Origin of the sequence: Parashewanella hymeniacidonis (genome assembly GCF_016900895.1) — a bacterium.
Lineage (GTDB): Bacteria > Pseudomonadota > Gammaproteobacteria > Enterobacterales > Shewanellaceae > Parashewanella > Parashewanella hymeniacidonis.
In genome coordinates this window covers 1-15,201 of the sequence record NZ_JAFEUN010000019.1, presented here as the reverse complement: position 1 = coordinate 15,201, position 15,201 = coordinate 1, and the positions used below count along the sequence as shown (strand labels likewise).

At 41.3% G+C, this 15,201-nt stretch carries 14 protein-coding genes; 4 read left to right on the top strand and 10 right to left on the bottom strand.

Annotated features, from left to right (window positions below):
- Positions 1-12: 12 nt before the first annotated feature.
- From ispH to murJ, 6 genes are all read right to left on the bottom strand, one after another.
- Complete coding sequence (gene ispH / locus JQC92_RS05850) at positions 13-990, bottom strand: 4-hydroxy-3-methylbut-2-enyl diphosphate reductase (protein WP_204998771.1); 978 nt, start codon at positions 988-990, stop codon at positions 13-15.
- Between the two features lie 3 nt (positions 991-993).
- Positions 994-1,416, bottom strand: a complete 423-nt coding sequence (fkpB, locus tag JQC92_RS05845) for an FKBP-type peptidyl-prolyl cis-trans isomerase (protein WP_204998770.1) — start codon at positions 1,414-1,416, stop codon at positions 994-996.
- Positions 1,417-1,932 (bottom strand): signal peptidase II, encoded by a 516-nt coding sequence (lspA, locus tag JQC92_RS05840; RefSeq protein ID WP_204998769.1) that lies wholly within the window; start codon positions 1,930-1,932, stop codon positions 1,417-1,419.
- A 65-nt stretch (positions 1,933-1,997) separates the two neighbouring features.
- Positions 1,998-4,820, bottom strand: coding sequence for an isoleucine--tRNA ligase (gene ileS / locus JQC92_RS05835; RefSeq protein ID WP_204998768.1), 2,823 nt, complete (start codon positions 4,818-4,820; stop codon positions 1,998-2,000).
- Positions 4,821-4,925: 105 nt separating this feature from the next.
- The gene (gene ribF, locus JQC92_RS05830; protein ID WP_204998767.1) at positions 4,926-5,861 is read right to left on the bottom strand and encodes a bifunctional riboflavin kinase/FAD synthetase; all 936 of its coding nucleotides are present in this window, start codon (positions 5,859-5,861) and stop codon (positions 4,926-4,928) included.
- Between the two features lie 219 nt (positions 5,862-6,080).
- Positions 6,081-7,631, bottom strand: coding sequence for a murein biosynthesis integral membrane protein MurJ (gene murJ / locus JQC92_RS05825; RefSeq protein ID WP_204998766.1), 1,551 nt, complete (start codon positions 7,629-7,631; stop codon positions 6,081-6,083).
- 375 nt (positions 7,632-8,006) lie between these two features.
- Here murJ and rpsT point away from each other — a divergent pair, with 375 nt between their 5' ends.
- Positions 8,007-8,273: a 30S ribosomal protein S20 gene (rpsT, locus tag JQC92_RS05820; RefSeq protein WP_129946567.1), complete on the top strand. Its 267-nt coding sequence runs from the start codon at positions 8,007-8,009 to the stop codon at positions 8,271-8,273.
- 99 nt (positions 8,274-8,372) lie between these two features.
- A complete protein-coding gene (locus tag JQC92_RS05815; protein WP_204998765.1) occupies positions 8,373-9,776 on the top strand; it encodes a M28 family peptidase in 1,404 nt (467 codons plus the stop codon).
- A 41-nt stretch (positions 9,777-9,817) separates the two neighbouring features.
- Here the strand turns inward: JQC92_RS05815 and JQC92_RS05810 are convergent, their stop codons facing one another.
- A complete protein-coding gene (locus JQC92_RS05810) occupies positions 9,818-11,152 on the bottom strand; it encodes an MBL fold metallo-hydrolase (protein ID WP_204998764.1) in 1,335 nt (444 codons plus the stop codon).
- Positions 11,153-11,324: 172 nt separating this feature from the next.
- On the opposite strand from JQC92_RS05810, the gene JQC92_RS05805 reads away from it, so the two are divergent.
- Together JQC92_RS05805 and JQC92_RS05800 are read left to right on the top strand one after the other, a co-directional pair.
- Positions 11,325-12,752 carry a capsule assembly Wzi family protein gene (locus JQC92_RS05805; protein WP_204998763.1) on the top strand — a complete coding sequence of 476 codons (1,428 nt, stop codon included), beginning with the start codon at positions 11,325-11,327 and terminating at the stop codon, positions 12,750-12,752.
- 37 nt (positions 12,753-12,789) lie between these two features.
- A complete protein-coding gene (locus tag JQC92_RS05800) occupies positions 12,790-13,335 on the top strand; it encodes a hypothetical protein (protein WP_204998762.1) in 546 nt (181 codons plus the stop codon).
- A gap of 384 nt (positions 13,336-13,719) precedes the next feature.
- Here the strand turns inward: JQC92_RS05800 and JQC92_RS05795 are convergent, their stop codons facing one another.
- The 3 genes from JQC92_RS05795 to JQC92_RS05785 all read right to left on the bottom strand — a co-directional run bounded on the left by JQC92_RS05795 (position 13,720) and on the right by JQC92_RS05785 (position 15,093).
- Positions 13,720-13,998, bottom strand: coding sequence for a nucleotidyltransferase domain-containing protein (locus JQC92_RS05795; protein WP_204998761.1), 279 nt, complete (start codon positions 13,996-13,998; stop codon positions 13,720-13,722).
- A gap of 4 nt (positions 13,999-14,002) precedes the next feature.
- Positions 14,003-14,506, bottom strand: a complete 504-nt coding sequence (locus JQC92_RS05790) for a hypothetical protein (RefSeq protein WP_204998760.1) — start codon at positions 14,504-14,506, stop codon at positions 14,003-14,005.
- A 104-nt stretch (positions 14,507-14,610) separates the two neighbouring features.
- On the bottom strand, positions 14,611-15,093 hold the full coding sequence (locus JQC92_RS05785) for a sugar nucleotidyltransferase (protein WP_204998759.1): 483 nt from the start codon (positions 15,091-15,093) through the stop codon (positions 14,611-14,613).
- Positions 15,094-15,201 lie beyond the last annotated feature (108 nt).

Genomic DNA, 15,201 nt, shown 5'->3' with positions numbered 1-15,201 from the left:
AGCAATTAACACTTACCGTAACTCTGCAGGAACTGCAAAAACAGTATCTTCTTCTCGCCCTTCAACTTCGGTAATCACACTCGGCGCAAACTTAGTTATTGCTTCAACAACCTGTTGAACCAATACTTCAGGTGCTGAAGCACCAGCTGTTACAGCCACTTTCGATTTACCTTCAAACCATGATGCAGCAACATCATCTGCATTATCAACAAGGTGTGCTTCAATACCGTGCTTTTCAGCAAGTTCGCGTAAGCGGTTTGAGTTAGAGCTGTTTTTCGACCCCACAACCACCATCATGTCAGCATTCGGAGACATACTCTTTACAGCGTCTTGACGATTTTGTGTTGCGTAACAAATATCATCCTTACGTGGCCCTTCAATGCATGGAAACTTAGTTTTGAGGGCTTCAATGATATCTATAGTTTCATCAACAGAAAGCGTTGTTTGAGTAACAAAGCAAAGATTATCCGGATCTTTAGGCGTGAGTTTCGCTACGTCTTCAACAGACTCAACTAAGTAAACAGCACCCTCAGGGTTACTGTACTGCCCCATGGTCCCCTCAACTTCAGGGTGGCCAGCATGTCCAATTAAGATGCACTCAATAGCCTTTCGACTCGCTCGAGTAACCTGTAAGTGAACTTTAGTCACCAATGGACAAGTTGCGTCGAATACTTTCAAGCCACGATCTTTCGCTTCTTTACGAACAGCTTGTGATACACCATGAGCACTGAAAATAACAATGCAGTCATCAGGTACTTGCTCTAACTCTTCGACAAAAATCGCACCACGGTCTTTTAAGTTTTGTACCACATAACGGTTATGTACCACTTCATGGCGGACATAAATTGGTGGTTCAAATAGTTCTAGCGCTCTTTCAACAATGCTAATCGCACGATCAACCCCAGCACAAAAGCCACGAGGATTGGCAAGCATGATGTTTAAACCATTAGGTTCAAGTTGTTGAACTGCAATTTTGTCAGAAGTATTCATAAATTAGAGTACCTGAGTCACTTCAATATCAAAGGTGATATTGTGCCCTGCGAGTGGGTGGTTTAAATCAACAGTGACCGAATCACCGGCAACTTCACGAACGATACCAGGGATCTCACTACCACCCGGGCCAGCAAAACTAACAATAACGCCTTCTTCCAACTTCAAATCTGCTGGAAAACGAGTTTTGTCTAAATAATGAATGGCGTCTGGGTTCGATTCCCCAAACGCATCAACAGCTTGAAGGGTAAACTTATGTTTATCACCTTCTTTTAGAGCCTCAAGTTCAGCTTCAAAGGCAGGGCTCAAACTATTGTCACCAATATTCAAACGAGCAGGCTTTCCTGAAGCTTTTGTGCTGTCAGCTGTTGAGCCGTCTTCCAGCATAATTTCCATATGACACAATAATGATTTAGTCGAATACACTTAACTTACCTCTTTAGTGTTTTCAGTTGTTTCTTTCTTCTCACCAAAAAATGAGTCAAGAATAATTAAACCTGCGCCAATACAAATAGCAGAATCAGCAATATTAAATGCTGGGTAGTGGCTGGTCTTCCAATAAACATCGATAAAGTCAACAACAAATCCATGCATTAGACGGTCAACTAAATTCCCGATCGCTCCGCCAATAACGAGCGTAAATGCAAGGTTTGTGCGCCATTCATTCGCATGTTGTTTGCGAAGCCAAAACGTTAATAACGCACTGATACCAATTGCGATGATAGTAAAGAACCAACGTTGCCAACCACCAGCATCAGCTAAAAAGCTGAAAGCTGCGCCATAATTGCGAACATAAGTAAAGTTTAGAACGGGCAATAAATTTATTGAATCATACAATTCAAAATTCGCTAGAACCCACTGCTTAGAAAGTTGATCAGCAACAATGGCTATAACAACAACCCAATACCATTTCAACCCACTTTGTTTCCAATCTGACGGCATGCTTTTTCCTTTATTCAATCAATCCTAGTGCCGTCTCTGCATAGGCAGATACGGCCTCGAAAATATTAAGCGAATTTACGTTCTTCGCCTTCACCCTCAATATTTGTCACACAGCGCTTACATAGCGTTGGGTGAGTTTCAACCTCACCAATGTCCTCGCTATGGTGCCAGCAACGTTCACATTTTTCTGCATCTGATTTACCTACGACTAATTTTAACGCAGCAAGTTCCGTTGTGGTTGCTTCTGCAGGCGCATCAGCCAATGGCTTAACGTTTACTTTCGAAGTTAATAATACGAAACGAAGTTCATCATCGATTTCAGCAAGTTCTGCGGTCAACTCTTCAGCTGCATAAAGTGTTACTTCAGCTTCTAGAGAACCACCGATCTTTTTATCACGACGTGCTTGCTCAAGTACTTTGTTGACTTCAGTACGAACAGAGAGCAATGTCTGCCAGTATTCGTCACTCAAATCATTTTCAATAACAACTGACTCTAAGCCTTCAAACCAAGTTTCAGTGAAGACATATTGCTCACGTTTGCCTGGTAATAATTGCCAGATTTCATCAGCCGTGAAGCTCAATACTGGCGCAATCCAACGCACTAACGCTTCAGCAATCAAATAAAGCGCAGACTGACAACTACGACGCGCATGCCCTTCTGTTTTTGCGGTGTACTGACGATCTTTAATGATGTCTAAGTAGAAGCTACCTAGCTCTACCGAGCAGAATTGCATCAACTTCTGTGTCACTAAATGGAAGTTATATTGATCGTAAGCAGCAAGAATTTCTTCTTGAATCGCATGTGCACGACGAACGGCCCAGCGATCTACAGCAACCATACCTTCAACGTCAACCATGTCAGTTTCAGGGTTAAAGCCACTTAAGTTAGCCAATAAGAAGCGAGCCGTGTTACGAATACGACGATAAGAGTCAGCGCTACGGTTTAGGATCTCATCAGAAACCGTCATTTCGCCGCTGTAGTCCGTTGCTGCAACCCATAAACGCAGAATATCTGCACCTAGTTTACCCGTCACATGCTGAGGTGAAATCACGTTACCGATAGACTTAGACATCTTACGGCCTTTACCATCAACGGTGAAACCGTGTGTGAGCACTTGCTTATACGGTGCTTTACCGTTCATCGCTGTCGAGATCATCAATGATGACATAAACCAACCACGATGCTGATCGCTACCTTCTAGGTATAAATCAATGTCTGCACCTTTGTACTCTGCACGGTTCGCAACAACCGATGAGAATGTAGAACCAGAGTCATACCATACGTCTAACGTATCAGTGATCTTACGGTATTTTTCACCTTCATCGCCTAATAGCTCGGATGGCTCAAGGTCAAACCAAGCTTGAATGCCTTGTTGCTCAATACGGTGAGAAATACGCTCCATCAATGCCACACTGTCAGGGTGCAATTCATCAGTTTCTTTATGAACAAAAAGCGTAATTGGAACACCCCAAGTACGTTGACGAGAGATACACCAATCAGGGCGATTCTCAACCATTTTCTCAATACGGCTTTGTCCCCAATCTGGGATCCATTGAGTTTGACCGATTTCATTTAATGACGTTGAACGTAAGCCATTATTGTCCATTGAAATGAACCATTGTGGCGTTGCACGGAAAATGATTGGTGTTTTGTGTCTCCAGCAATGTGGATAGCTGTGACGGTAGTTTTCGTGATTAAGCAGCACTTGCTTTTCTTCAAGTAACTCAACCACTGACTTATTTGCTTTAAATACGTGTTGGCCAGCAAAAAATTCAGTATCTGGCTTATAAACGCCGTTATCACCAACTGGGTTTGCGACTTCTAGGCCGTATTGTTGACCAACAACAAAGTCATCTTGACCATGACCCGGTGCAGTATGAACAACACCAGTACCAGCTTCAGTAGTAACGTGATCGCCAAGAATTGCAGGAACATCGAAATCATAAAATGGATGTAGGAAACGAACTAATTCAAGCTCAGCACCTTTTGTTGTGCCGAGTGTTTTATATTCTTCAGCGCCAAAACGCTTCATGCAATCATCAACAAGCACTTCGCCAAGCACTAATGCTTGTGTTTTACCGTCTTTAGTATATTCAACTAAGGCGTAATCAAGCTCAGCACTTAATGCCACAGCGCGGTTAGCTGGCAGTGTCCAAGGTGTTGTCGTCCAAATTGCTGTCGCAACTTGATTCGCATAATCCGCAATACCAAACTTTGCCGCAACTGCACTTGAGTCAACGGCAACAAACGCTACATCGATTGCTGGGGACGTTTTATCTTCGTATTCAACTTCTGCTTCCGCTAATGCCGAACCACAATCCGTACACCAATGAACAGGTTTAACACCTTTATGAAGGTGACCATTATCAATTACTTTTGCCAATGAACGAATGATATTCGCTTCAGTTTCAAAATTCATGGTCAGATAAGGGTTTTGCCAATCACCGAATACGCCTAGACGGATGAAGTCATCACGCTGACCATCAACTTGCTTAGCTGCATATTTACGACATTCTTCACGGAATTCAGCGGCAGAAACTTTATGGCCAGGCTTACCGACTTTTTGCTCAACTTTAAGCTCAATTGGCAGGCCATGACAATCCCAGCCCGGGATATAAGGTGCATCGAAACCTGACATGGTTTTCGATTTGATAATAATATCTTTTAAGATTTTATTAACTGAGTGACCAATATGAATATTACCGTTTGCGTATGGAGGGCCATCATGCAAAATAAATGGCTTTGCACCTTCACGGCTTTCACGAATCGCTTTATACAGCTCATCTTCGTTCCAGCGTTTTAACATCTCTGGCTCACGATTCGCCAGATTACCTCTCATCGGAAACTTCGTTTCCGGCAAATTCAACGTTGATTTATAGTCGCTCATTTATCCCATACACCATAATGTGGTTTTTAAAGTCATTCCAGATTCTTTGCTTTAAGGGCTAAAAGTCACTGGATATCAGCTTTCGCAGCTATGACAAAATAGTAATTAACTTGCATCACTGCTAAACAAAGCTTTCGCTTCATTTGCATCATTCATAATTTGCGCTTTCAGCGCCTCTAACGACTCAAATGGTCGTTCATCTCTGATCTTTGCCACCAGCTCAACTTCAATGTACTGACCATAAATGTCACCATTAAAATCAAACAAATGGACTTCTAACTGGCATTGTTGTCCATTAACCGTTGGCCTAAAACCAACATTGGCAACACCGTCATAAATTTCGCTATCTTGCCAAAATGCACGAACGGCAAACACTCCACGCACAGGTACAACATTTCGCTTAAGCGCAATATTTGCAGTCGGAAAGCCTAATGTACGTCCAAGCTTCTGACCGTGAGCTACTCGCCCACCCAGCAAATAAGGGTGACCAAGCATTCTTCTTGCTTGTTCAAAATTTCCATCAGCTAAAGATTCACGAATAGCAGTAGAACTTACGCGAGTATCACCAACAATAAAGCTGTTTGTACTGACAACTGCAAACCCATGCTTAGCACCGGCTTTACACAGCATATCAAAATTGCCTGCACGCTTTTTACCAAAGCAAAAATCATCGCCAACAACCAGATATTTTACTCCAAGTTGTTTCACCAATAACTCTTCAATAAAATCTTCAGGTGGCATACTGGCAAACTTACGATTGAAGTTGACACATAACACTCGATCAATACCAAGTTCGTCAAGCAATATCACTTTATCGCGCAATAAACTCAGTCTCGCAGGTGCATCTTCGCCTTTAAATAACTCTTGAGGCTGAGGCTCAAAAGTCATAAGCGTTGCTGGCAGACCAAATTGTTTAGCTTTTTCAACTAAACGATTGATCACCTCTGCATGGCCTCGATGAACGCCATCAAAATTACCAATAGTCAGTACACAACCATGATGATTAGGTGAAATATTGTGAATCCCGCGAATTAATTCCATTCTTGTGCTTTTGTTACGCGCATAAGTCTCATAATTATATCAGTCATCTAGTTCAGGTATAAGTGGCTGGCGATAAGTTTTTTCAGAATTTTAACGTTCAGATTTAGTGCTATAAAAGGCGCAATGTAGTGCGCATAGCCATAGCTATGTAGCCGAAATTGCAACGACTTAGAGTGCTGAAGCTGGGCGTTAAAAAATGCAAGATAACTTATTGAACAGCTACTTAAGCTTCCATGGCTTAATTCCGAATAAAAACAAAGCAACTAAGTATGAAATTCCACCGAGTGCAATTAATTTGGCAAGCTCAGCACCTCGAGTCAATTCGCCTTTATCCAGCCAAACCTGATCTGCGGGGCTAAAATGGAATATTAACATTCCCATTAATGACGCTGCAATTATCACTTTTATAAAGTAAATCAGGGTTTGCTTACTAAACTGATAAACACCACTTATATGCAAGCCTCTATATAATAAGCTGGCATTAACAAAAGCTGACAACGTTGTTGCGATGGCCAACCCTACAAAACCAAATGGAATAGCAAAAATGATATTGAAGACCATGTTAGTACAAATCGAAATAATGCCATAACGTACTGGTGTTTTGGTATCTTGGCGTGAATAGTAGCCTGGCGCTAACACTTTAATCATCATAAAGTTGAGCAAGCCACAGCCGTAAGCAATTAAGCTCGTTGAAGATTGTTGCACATCAGTAAAATTAAATTCACCTCGCATAAACAACACCATCAACATGGGTTTCGCAAGCAATATTAAACCTACCATCGCTGGCACACCTAACATAAGAATAAAGCGAACCCCAAAGTCCATCGTTTGTTTAAACCCTTGCCCTTCATCGTTAACGTGTTTTTTAGATAAAGTGGGCAAAATAACCGTTGCGATAGCAATTCCGAACAAACCTAAAGGAAACTCCAATAAGCGATCAGAGTAATATAACCAACTGATTGATCCTGTGATCATAAAACTGGCGATAAACGTATCAAAGAGTAGGCTCAACTGAGTAACAGAGACCCCAAACAATGCCGGTAACATTAAGGTGCGTATTTTAATCACACCTTCATGATTCCAACCCCAACTAGGTTTGATAATGGCTTTTTCTTTGTATAAAAATGGAATTTGAAACAAAAATTGAATTAAACCACCTAAAAACACACCTATTGCTAAACCAATTTCTGGATCGTCCAGTCTTGGGGAAATCAAAATGGCGGCAGCAATCATGGCGATGTTCAAAAATACAGGCGTGAATGCAGATACCGCAAATCGACCACGGGTATTCAAAATCGAACCAGCTAAAGCCACAAAAGTAATGAACCATAAATAAGGAAAAGTGATTTTGAGCATCAGAGAGGCAAGCTCAAACTTACTTGCATCAGGACCATCATTTACCCAATCCCAAAACCAACCTGCACCAAACAAAGCCGCAATGACAGGTGAAGCAATAACAGCGATTAACGTCACCACGGTAACTATGCCACCTAGTGTTCCGGCTACCTTTGAGATCAACTCTTGCGTTTCTTGTTTAGTTTTCGTTTCTTCATATTCGGTGAATACAGGCACAAACGCTTGATTAAATGCACCTTCAGCGAAGAGCCGACGCAAGAAGTTTGGAATTCGATTTGCAAAGATGAATACATCGGCGCTGGCATTTGCACCCAACAGGTTTGCAATAACAACATCACGCAATAACCCTAAAACACGTGAGACTAAAGTCATCGCACTGACGATCATGCCTGATCTAAATAATTTCTTGCTCAAAAGAACTCCAAAAAAAGCAATTTTCTCTAGTCATAAACCTAGAAAGAGTAGTTAACGGCGCACTCAAGCACCAAATCATCTTGTTTGCAGGCTTCAAGCGTCTATATAAAAGCAAGTTTACTCAACTTTATAAACATAATAAATGAAGATACTTGAACTATCTTATTCAACCAACCGCTTTTTTTAGGATAGATGGTGCATTTCATCAGGAGAGCTGATAAAATTGCGCCACATTTTACACGAGTTAGGTTGAAGAAAGCCAAATGCTAACAGATTTATTAATCTGCGCTGCATTTTGATTGACATTGGTGTGTTTTTCGGGCATATTCCTCGACCTTTAAAAAATCTTAATATCCAGTTTTTAGGAGTTGCACCTTGGCTAATAGCAAGTCTGCAAAGAAACGCGCTGTTCAATCTGAAAAGCGTCGTCAACACAACGCAAGCCGTCGCTCTATGCTACGCACTTATCTTAAAAGAGTTATCGCTGCTATCAAAGCTGGCGATCACGCAGCAGCAACTGAAGCTTTCAATGCTGCTCAACCTATCGTTGACCGTATGGCAACAAAAGGTTTGATTCATAAAAATAAGGCTGCCCGTCATAAGGCTCGTCTTAACACAAGAATTAAAGCACTTGCTGCTTAATTGTTGTTGAAGATACAATAAAAACCGGCTCAGGCCGGTTTTTTTATGCCTGAAAATCATTCCTTTAAGCTATAAATAATAACAATTGAATAATTACCAATGAAAAAAATACCTACTTTAATACTTGCAGCCGCTATCAGCTCAGCATTATTGGGCTGTCAAAGCACATCGGGCACAAGCCAAACGCATTCGGCAAGTCATACTTTAATGGCAGCTGCCAAATCTTCAAACCTGGGTTACGACATAGTTGAGTCACTCACCGTTGAAGTTGGCCCTCGTATGGCAGGAACCGACAAAGACCTCATGGCCGTTGATTGGGCAATGAACAAGTTCAAACAACTTGGCTATGACAAAATATATAAAGAGCCTGTAAAAGTACCAATTTGGGAGCGCGGTTCAGCAAGTGCTGAAGTAACTGCACCCTACCCTCAACCTCTGGTCATCACCGCATTAGGTGGCAGTGTTGCTACACCAGTGAATGGCTTAGAAGCTGAGATCGTTCGCTTTGATACCTTAGCGGCATTAAAAGCAACCAACCCTGCTGATGTGAAAGGTAAAATTGTTTTTATCGATCATAAAACAGAACGTGCAATTAATGGCGCTGGTTATGGTAAAAGTGTGGGTGGACGTTCTCGTGGTGCAATTGCAGCAGCCGAAAAAGGCGCAATAGCGATTGTGGTTCGCTCTATCGGTACCGATCATGACCGTATGGCACATACAGGTATGATGCGTTACAAAGACGGCGTTAACAAAATTCCGGCTGCCGCCCTTTCAGCACCTGATGCCAACCAACTCAACTTCATGTTGAAACGTAATCCCAACGTAACGTTGAAATTGAACATGAACCCTGAAAATAAAGGTTTTGCAACGTCTTACAACGTTATCGGTGAAGTGACAGGCCGTACCAAACCTGAAGAAATTGTACTTATTGGTGCACATTTAGATTCTTGGGATGAAGGTACAGGCGCATTAGATGACGGCGCAGGCGTCGGTATCGTCATGGCCGCAGGTAAGCACATTTTGGATTTACCACAGCGTCCAGACCGCACGGTTCGTGTCGTACTTTACGCCGCAGAAGAAATTGGATTAGTGGGCGGAAAAGCTTACGCAAAAGCTCACGCTAAAGAACTGCAAAACCATTATATCGCTGCTGAGTCTGATTTTGGTGCAGGTTGGATTTACCGTATTGATGTCAACGTAAACCCAAATCAGCTGCAACAGGTTCATGCTGATTTAGCGCCAATGACGACCAATAGAAATATTGAACTCGGTAATAACGAAGCAGGCGGAGGCCCTGATGTTTCCATGCTTCCAGCTTTAGGTGTGCCCGTAGCCTCACTTCGTCAGGAAGGCTACGACTACTTTGATTATCACCACACGCCCAATGATACAATTGATAAAATCGTACCTGAAAAACTGGCTCAAAATGTCGCTGCTTATGCACAATTTGCATTAGCCATGGCGAACTCAGAGGCACAGCTCAGACCGAACAATAAGCAGTAAATCAAAACTAGGCACTGTATGTCTAGCGTATTATACAGTGTCTAAATATCACAAGCCGCCTCAACGACTAAATTAGCATTAACGTTTAATAGGTTTTCTTTAAATTTATGCTGAGACTTAGGTTCACCATGGACGACTCTTACTTTAGTTAACCCTTTAACTTTAGTAATGAAACCGATCAATTCATCTTTATCAGCATGAGCAGAATATCCACCTAAATTGTGGATCTGAGCATTATTTTTAACGGTATCTTCATCAAATCTAATAAATGCATCATCTTTAAACAATGCTCTACCCGGTGTGCCTTTAGCTTGGTAACCAACAAGCAGCACATCCGTTCTTTTATCAGGCAGCAACGCTTTCATATAGTTTACAATTCGACCACCACTGACCATGCCGCTAGCAGTAATCACAATGCAAGGCTCACCGCTATTAGTTAATCGGTTCACCAATGCTTGGTGATCACTATGTGAATCTATACAAACAAGTTGTTCAAAATTGAGGGGATGCCGACCGCTTTGCAGTTTTTGTTTAGCTTCAAGGCCCCAAAACTTTTTAAAGATACGGTAATTGTCCGTAAACTTTTGCGCCATAGGAGAATCCAGAATAATAGGAATTTGATGAATAGGATCGTCAGCCAACTCATGAATCAATTGCTCTAAATCAAACAACAATTCTTGAGTGCGACCAATGCTAAAAGCGGGGACTAAAATAACGCCGCCATCACGAAGCGAGCGCTCAATAATGGTTTTTAAGCGAAAACGTCGTTGTGAAATATCATCATGCACCTTCTGACCATAAGTACTTTCCATTACTAACCAATCGGCAAATTCAGGCGGAACGGGATCAGGCAATAATGGTGTATTACAGGGACCTAAATCACCGCTAAACACGCCTCTGGTACCATCAGGCATATCAACTTCAACAAACGCACTTCCTAATATATGCCCAGCAGGCTGAAAACGAATACGATAATTAACATTGTCGCAAGGTTGTAGCCATTGATTATACGGAGCAGCAACCATGCGTTTATCAAGTAATGTTTCAACAGCATCAAACAGTCTGTTAGAGCCAAAATGGACTTTTATGCCATCTTCTAAAACGATTGGTAACAGTGCAGCACTGGCTTGGGTTAAATAGATTTTTCCTCTAAAGCCAGCGGCGAATAACCAAGGAATGCGTCCAACATGATCAATATGACAATGAGTGACCACCAATGCCTTAACCCTAGACAAATCAAAATCGATATCGAGCGCTCGTTGTTCAGCCCCCTGGAACAATCCGCAATCAATAAGAATGCTGTAATCCGGTTCAATCACCAACTCATGGCAAGAGCCCGTAACACCATCTTTAGCCCCATGGTGGATTATTTGCATGGTTAATCTCCCTTTAAGTCTGCAATTAATAACGTTTCAAGCCGTCATCTATTTATACCAATTATTGTTATTGGTATTACAAACAAGGCTCATAAAAAAACAACGAAAACACCTTGGCCTACAAGTATTTAAACCATATAATCCCCGCATTAAGGATCAAATACAATACAATATGAAAACGGCATTATTTTTATCTGCAAGTTTATTATTTACAAGCACTTGCTGGGCTGGCGGCGTAAGCCCGTATTTGCCAATTAGCGCAAACCCAGTAATCGAAAGTGACATTGAATCTCTCGCGACATTAGCCAATATTCCACAGCTCACCAAGCCATATAACTTGGCCGTGGTTTTCCAAGCCTTAGACAAAATTCAGCTCACTCAACCCGATTTGTACGCACGGCTATCAAGATCGTTAATGCCATATAAGAAAAAAGCAGCGTTAACTCACAGTCGAACCACACTCAGCGTTGGTGGAAAAAAAGAGCACGCCCTTCCCAACGAGCGAGGCAATACCACTGACAACACCTTCTCGTTCAGTAACCGCTTTCAATGGCAAGCTCAAGATTGGTTAGGCTTTTATGTGGGTACCGAACTCACCCAACAACGAAAATCGCTAGCAGGCTCTATGCTGTCTGTTGGAACAAGCTGGGCGCAACTCGATATTGGATTTAAAGATCATTGGTATTCGCCTTTTCAAAGCCAAAGTATGGTTATCAGTACCAATGCCGAAACCATGCCGTCTGTCAGCTTAAGTAACAACTTACCAATAGAGTTTTTTGATACTAACTTTAATTATGAGTTTTTCTTGGCACAAATGGACACTCAGCCTGTCCGCTTTAATGGTGAATACAGCACCAGAAAGAAGCCACTACTGGCAGGCTTCCACTTTAGCTTTGAACCCGTAGACGGTTGGATGATAGGCGTTAATCGTGTTGTACAATTTGGCGGTGGTGAGCGTGAAGTAAGCTTTAAAACCATTGCCAAAGCTTTTGTTGATCCTGGTGGAGCCGATAATGCATTTGGCGATAAGTTAGATACTGATGAAGAAGCCGGCAACCAAATTGCATCAATCACATCAAAATTTAATTTTGATACAAAGATTCCATTTTCATTTTACTCAGAGTTAGCAGGTGAAGATACTTCTAACAGTAAAAACTACCAGTTTGGTAATCCAGCTTTATCTGCGGGCCTTTTCTTTCCTCAACTGTTTAATAACAAGTTGTCAATGACATATGAGTTTAGCTTTTGGGAAAACGGTTGGTACTCACATCACATCTATAAAAATGGTTATGTGAATGACGGTTTTGTGGTCGGTAATTGGGCATTGCAACAACAAAGGGAAAACGGCACTGCATTGGAAGGTCAATCGCATTACATTAAAGGGGTATATCGATTTGACAGCGAGCATAAACTTATTACCCAAATAAGGCTAGTCACACCAAAAGAGTCTGCTAAAGAGACTTATAAACAGAGCTGGGAAATTGACGCAGAGTATTTTATTCCGTGGCGAACCAACACAATTTCTGTGGGTGCTTATCTCGGTAACGACCAATTAGGAAAAAGCTTCTGGCAGGCACGAGTTAGCTATAAGTGGAAGTAAGTAACAACATTAGATCAAATTAAAATCGGAAAATATTATGTTTAAAAAGTACGTCACTTTACTCAGTTTAGTGTTAGTCAGTACCAGCTTCGCTGCGATGGCTAAAACAGATATTGAGTTATCACTGTCTGCAACTCAATCAAGTTTAAAAGTGGGTGAAAAACTTGGGCCAGAAGCAAAAGTTAATGATGATTTTAAAGCCATCAATCTAGGTATTGGTGCTTATCGATGGGTTACAGAAGACAGTGCATGGGGCGTTGTGGTTGAATACGCTAAGCCATTAGACAGAGATGATGCATTTCCAGGTAGTGGTACCACTATTGGCATTCGCCCTGTTAACTGGCGCTATCAGTGGACAAATAATCTGTCGAGCGAACTGTTTTTAGGTGCTGCAAAATACAGCTGGAAGAAGGCTGCGATTGGTTATTATACAGGTGCTGAACTGTCTTACGCACCAAGAATGTCAGCATTTCGACTCGGTTTACAATTTAAGTACTATCGTGATCTTGCCTACGACACAAGCAATGGTGACTTGTTTGTAAACGGCCCAAGCTACGGCCTAGTATTTGGCTATAAGTTTTAAAAGCATTGAATCACAACTTGATTGTTTTCAGACTGTAACCTCGTTACTCCTGCAAAAGCATGAGTAACGAGTGATATAACAACGCTAAGGAACTGTCCCATAATAACTTCCCTGATTTGCTGTCGCTTATTTTTTGCTTCTACAAGGCGGAGAAAGTGCAGTGTAGTCATTATCGACATACATAACTGTCGTTACTTCTTTTCTACATTAGCTTGCGACAACGCCGTAGAAGAAAAAAATAAACACAGCCCAAAGGGTTACGCTAAAAATTGACACTCTCTGCGTTACTCATCATTCATTTATAATGACTAAACTTCATTCTTCGTGCCTTGATATTGTCAATTTTTTGCAGTAACAAATCGGGAAGTTATTTCGGGACAGTTCCTAACTGAGCCTAATACCCTGTCTTGCTATTTCGTGAATTGCCGTATCTTGATAATTTGTATCATGAATAAGAATATCAATTTTTAATTCTCCCCATCGATTTTCAAAGGCTAATTTGAAATTTATTTTTTTTTCAACAGGGTTATCAATAGAATTGTCTTCAATCATAATATCAATATCACCACCTTTCTTAGCATCATCAGCACGGGAGCCAAATAACCAAACACATGCATCCGAAGTAAAAAATTTCCGGCTTAAATCGACAATACTTCTTGCCATTTCATCACTTATCCGCACGGGCAATCCTCTGTAATTCAATGCCTTGTCTAGAAATATAATGATAAACATTCTCTGCAATATCAATGATCGATTTAGATGTTTGAAATGCAAGGTTTAATGCGTTTACTCTTTGAATCGCTTCATCAGGATAATCATGAGCAAAAGCATTTCGAATATCTCTATACTTTCTCCATTCGTCTGCTGAGTCTAAGATTGCTCGCTTTTCCATACGATTCAAGATGTCAGCCATATTAAGAGGTGATTCATCCTCGGCCATCAAAATGCTTCGAAAAATCTTTCCTCCAAGACTATCTTGTAAATCACCATAACGAACTCTAAATGCATCGAGCCGTTCAAGTAAGTCTTCGTCAGCATTAGAAAGACTCTCAAATGTTAGAGGAAAACTATCTTCTAACCGAGAAAGGGAAATAGACAAACGCTGAGCAGTCCTACAAACCTGAGACCAATTTAGCACCAACAATTTAAGATAACGTGGGTTTAAAATCATATAAGCAATCTTACTCAAAATGTCTATTCTTGTTATCAGTTTACAACATCATAAAAATCACGTACATCATAATTGAAAAGCGCATCCAACGACTCATAAATGCTTTAACCATGAGTAACTAACTGCTTCAAATATTGACCATATTCATTAGTTTGCATTGAGTCTGCAATTTGAGATAAATGCTGTTCGCTAATCCAACCATTTCGCCATGCAATTTCTTCTAGGCAAGCCACCTTTAACCCTTGCACATGTTCAATTGTTTGCACAAATGAAGAAGCTTCATGCAAACTTTCAGGCGTTCCTGTGTCTAACCATGCAAATCCACGCCCCAGCAACTCAACGTTTAAAGCGTCTTGCTCTAGATACATTTGGTTAATGTCCGTTATTTCGAGTTCTCCACGGACAGATGGCGTTAACTGCTTAGCAAAGTCGACGACCCGATTATCGTAAAAGTACAATCCCGTAACAGCAAAATCAGACTTAGGTTTTTCAGGCTTTTCTACGATAGCAATCACATTACCATCACGGTCAAATTCAACGACACCAAAGCGCTGTGGTTGTTTAACTTGATGAGTTAAAGAATCCACCTTCTTAGAAGGTGGCTTTGCCTTTCGCCCCCTGTAAGGGGGCTGGTGCTTGCCCTCTTAGAAGGCAAGCTGTTGTCCCCGATATTTATGAATTAAAAATCAAACCCT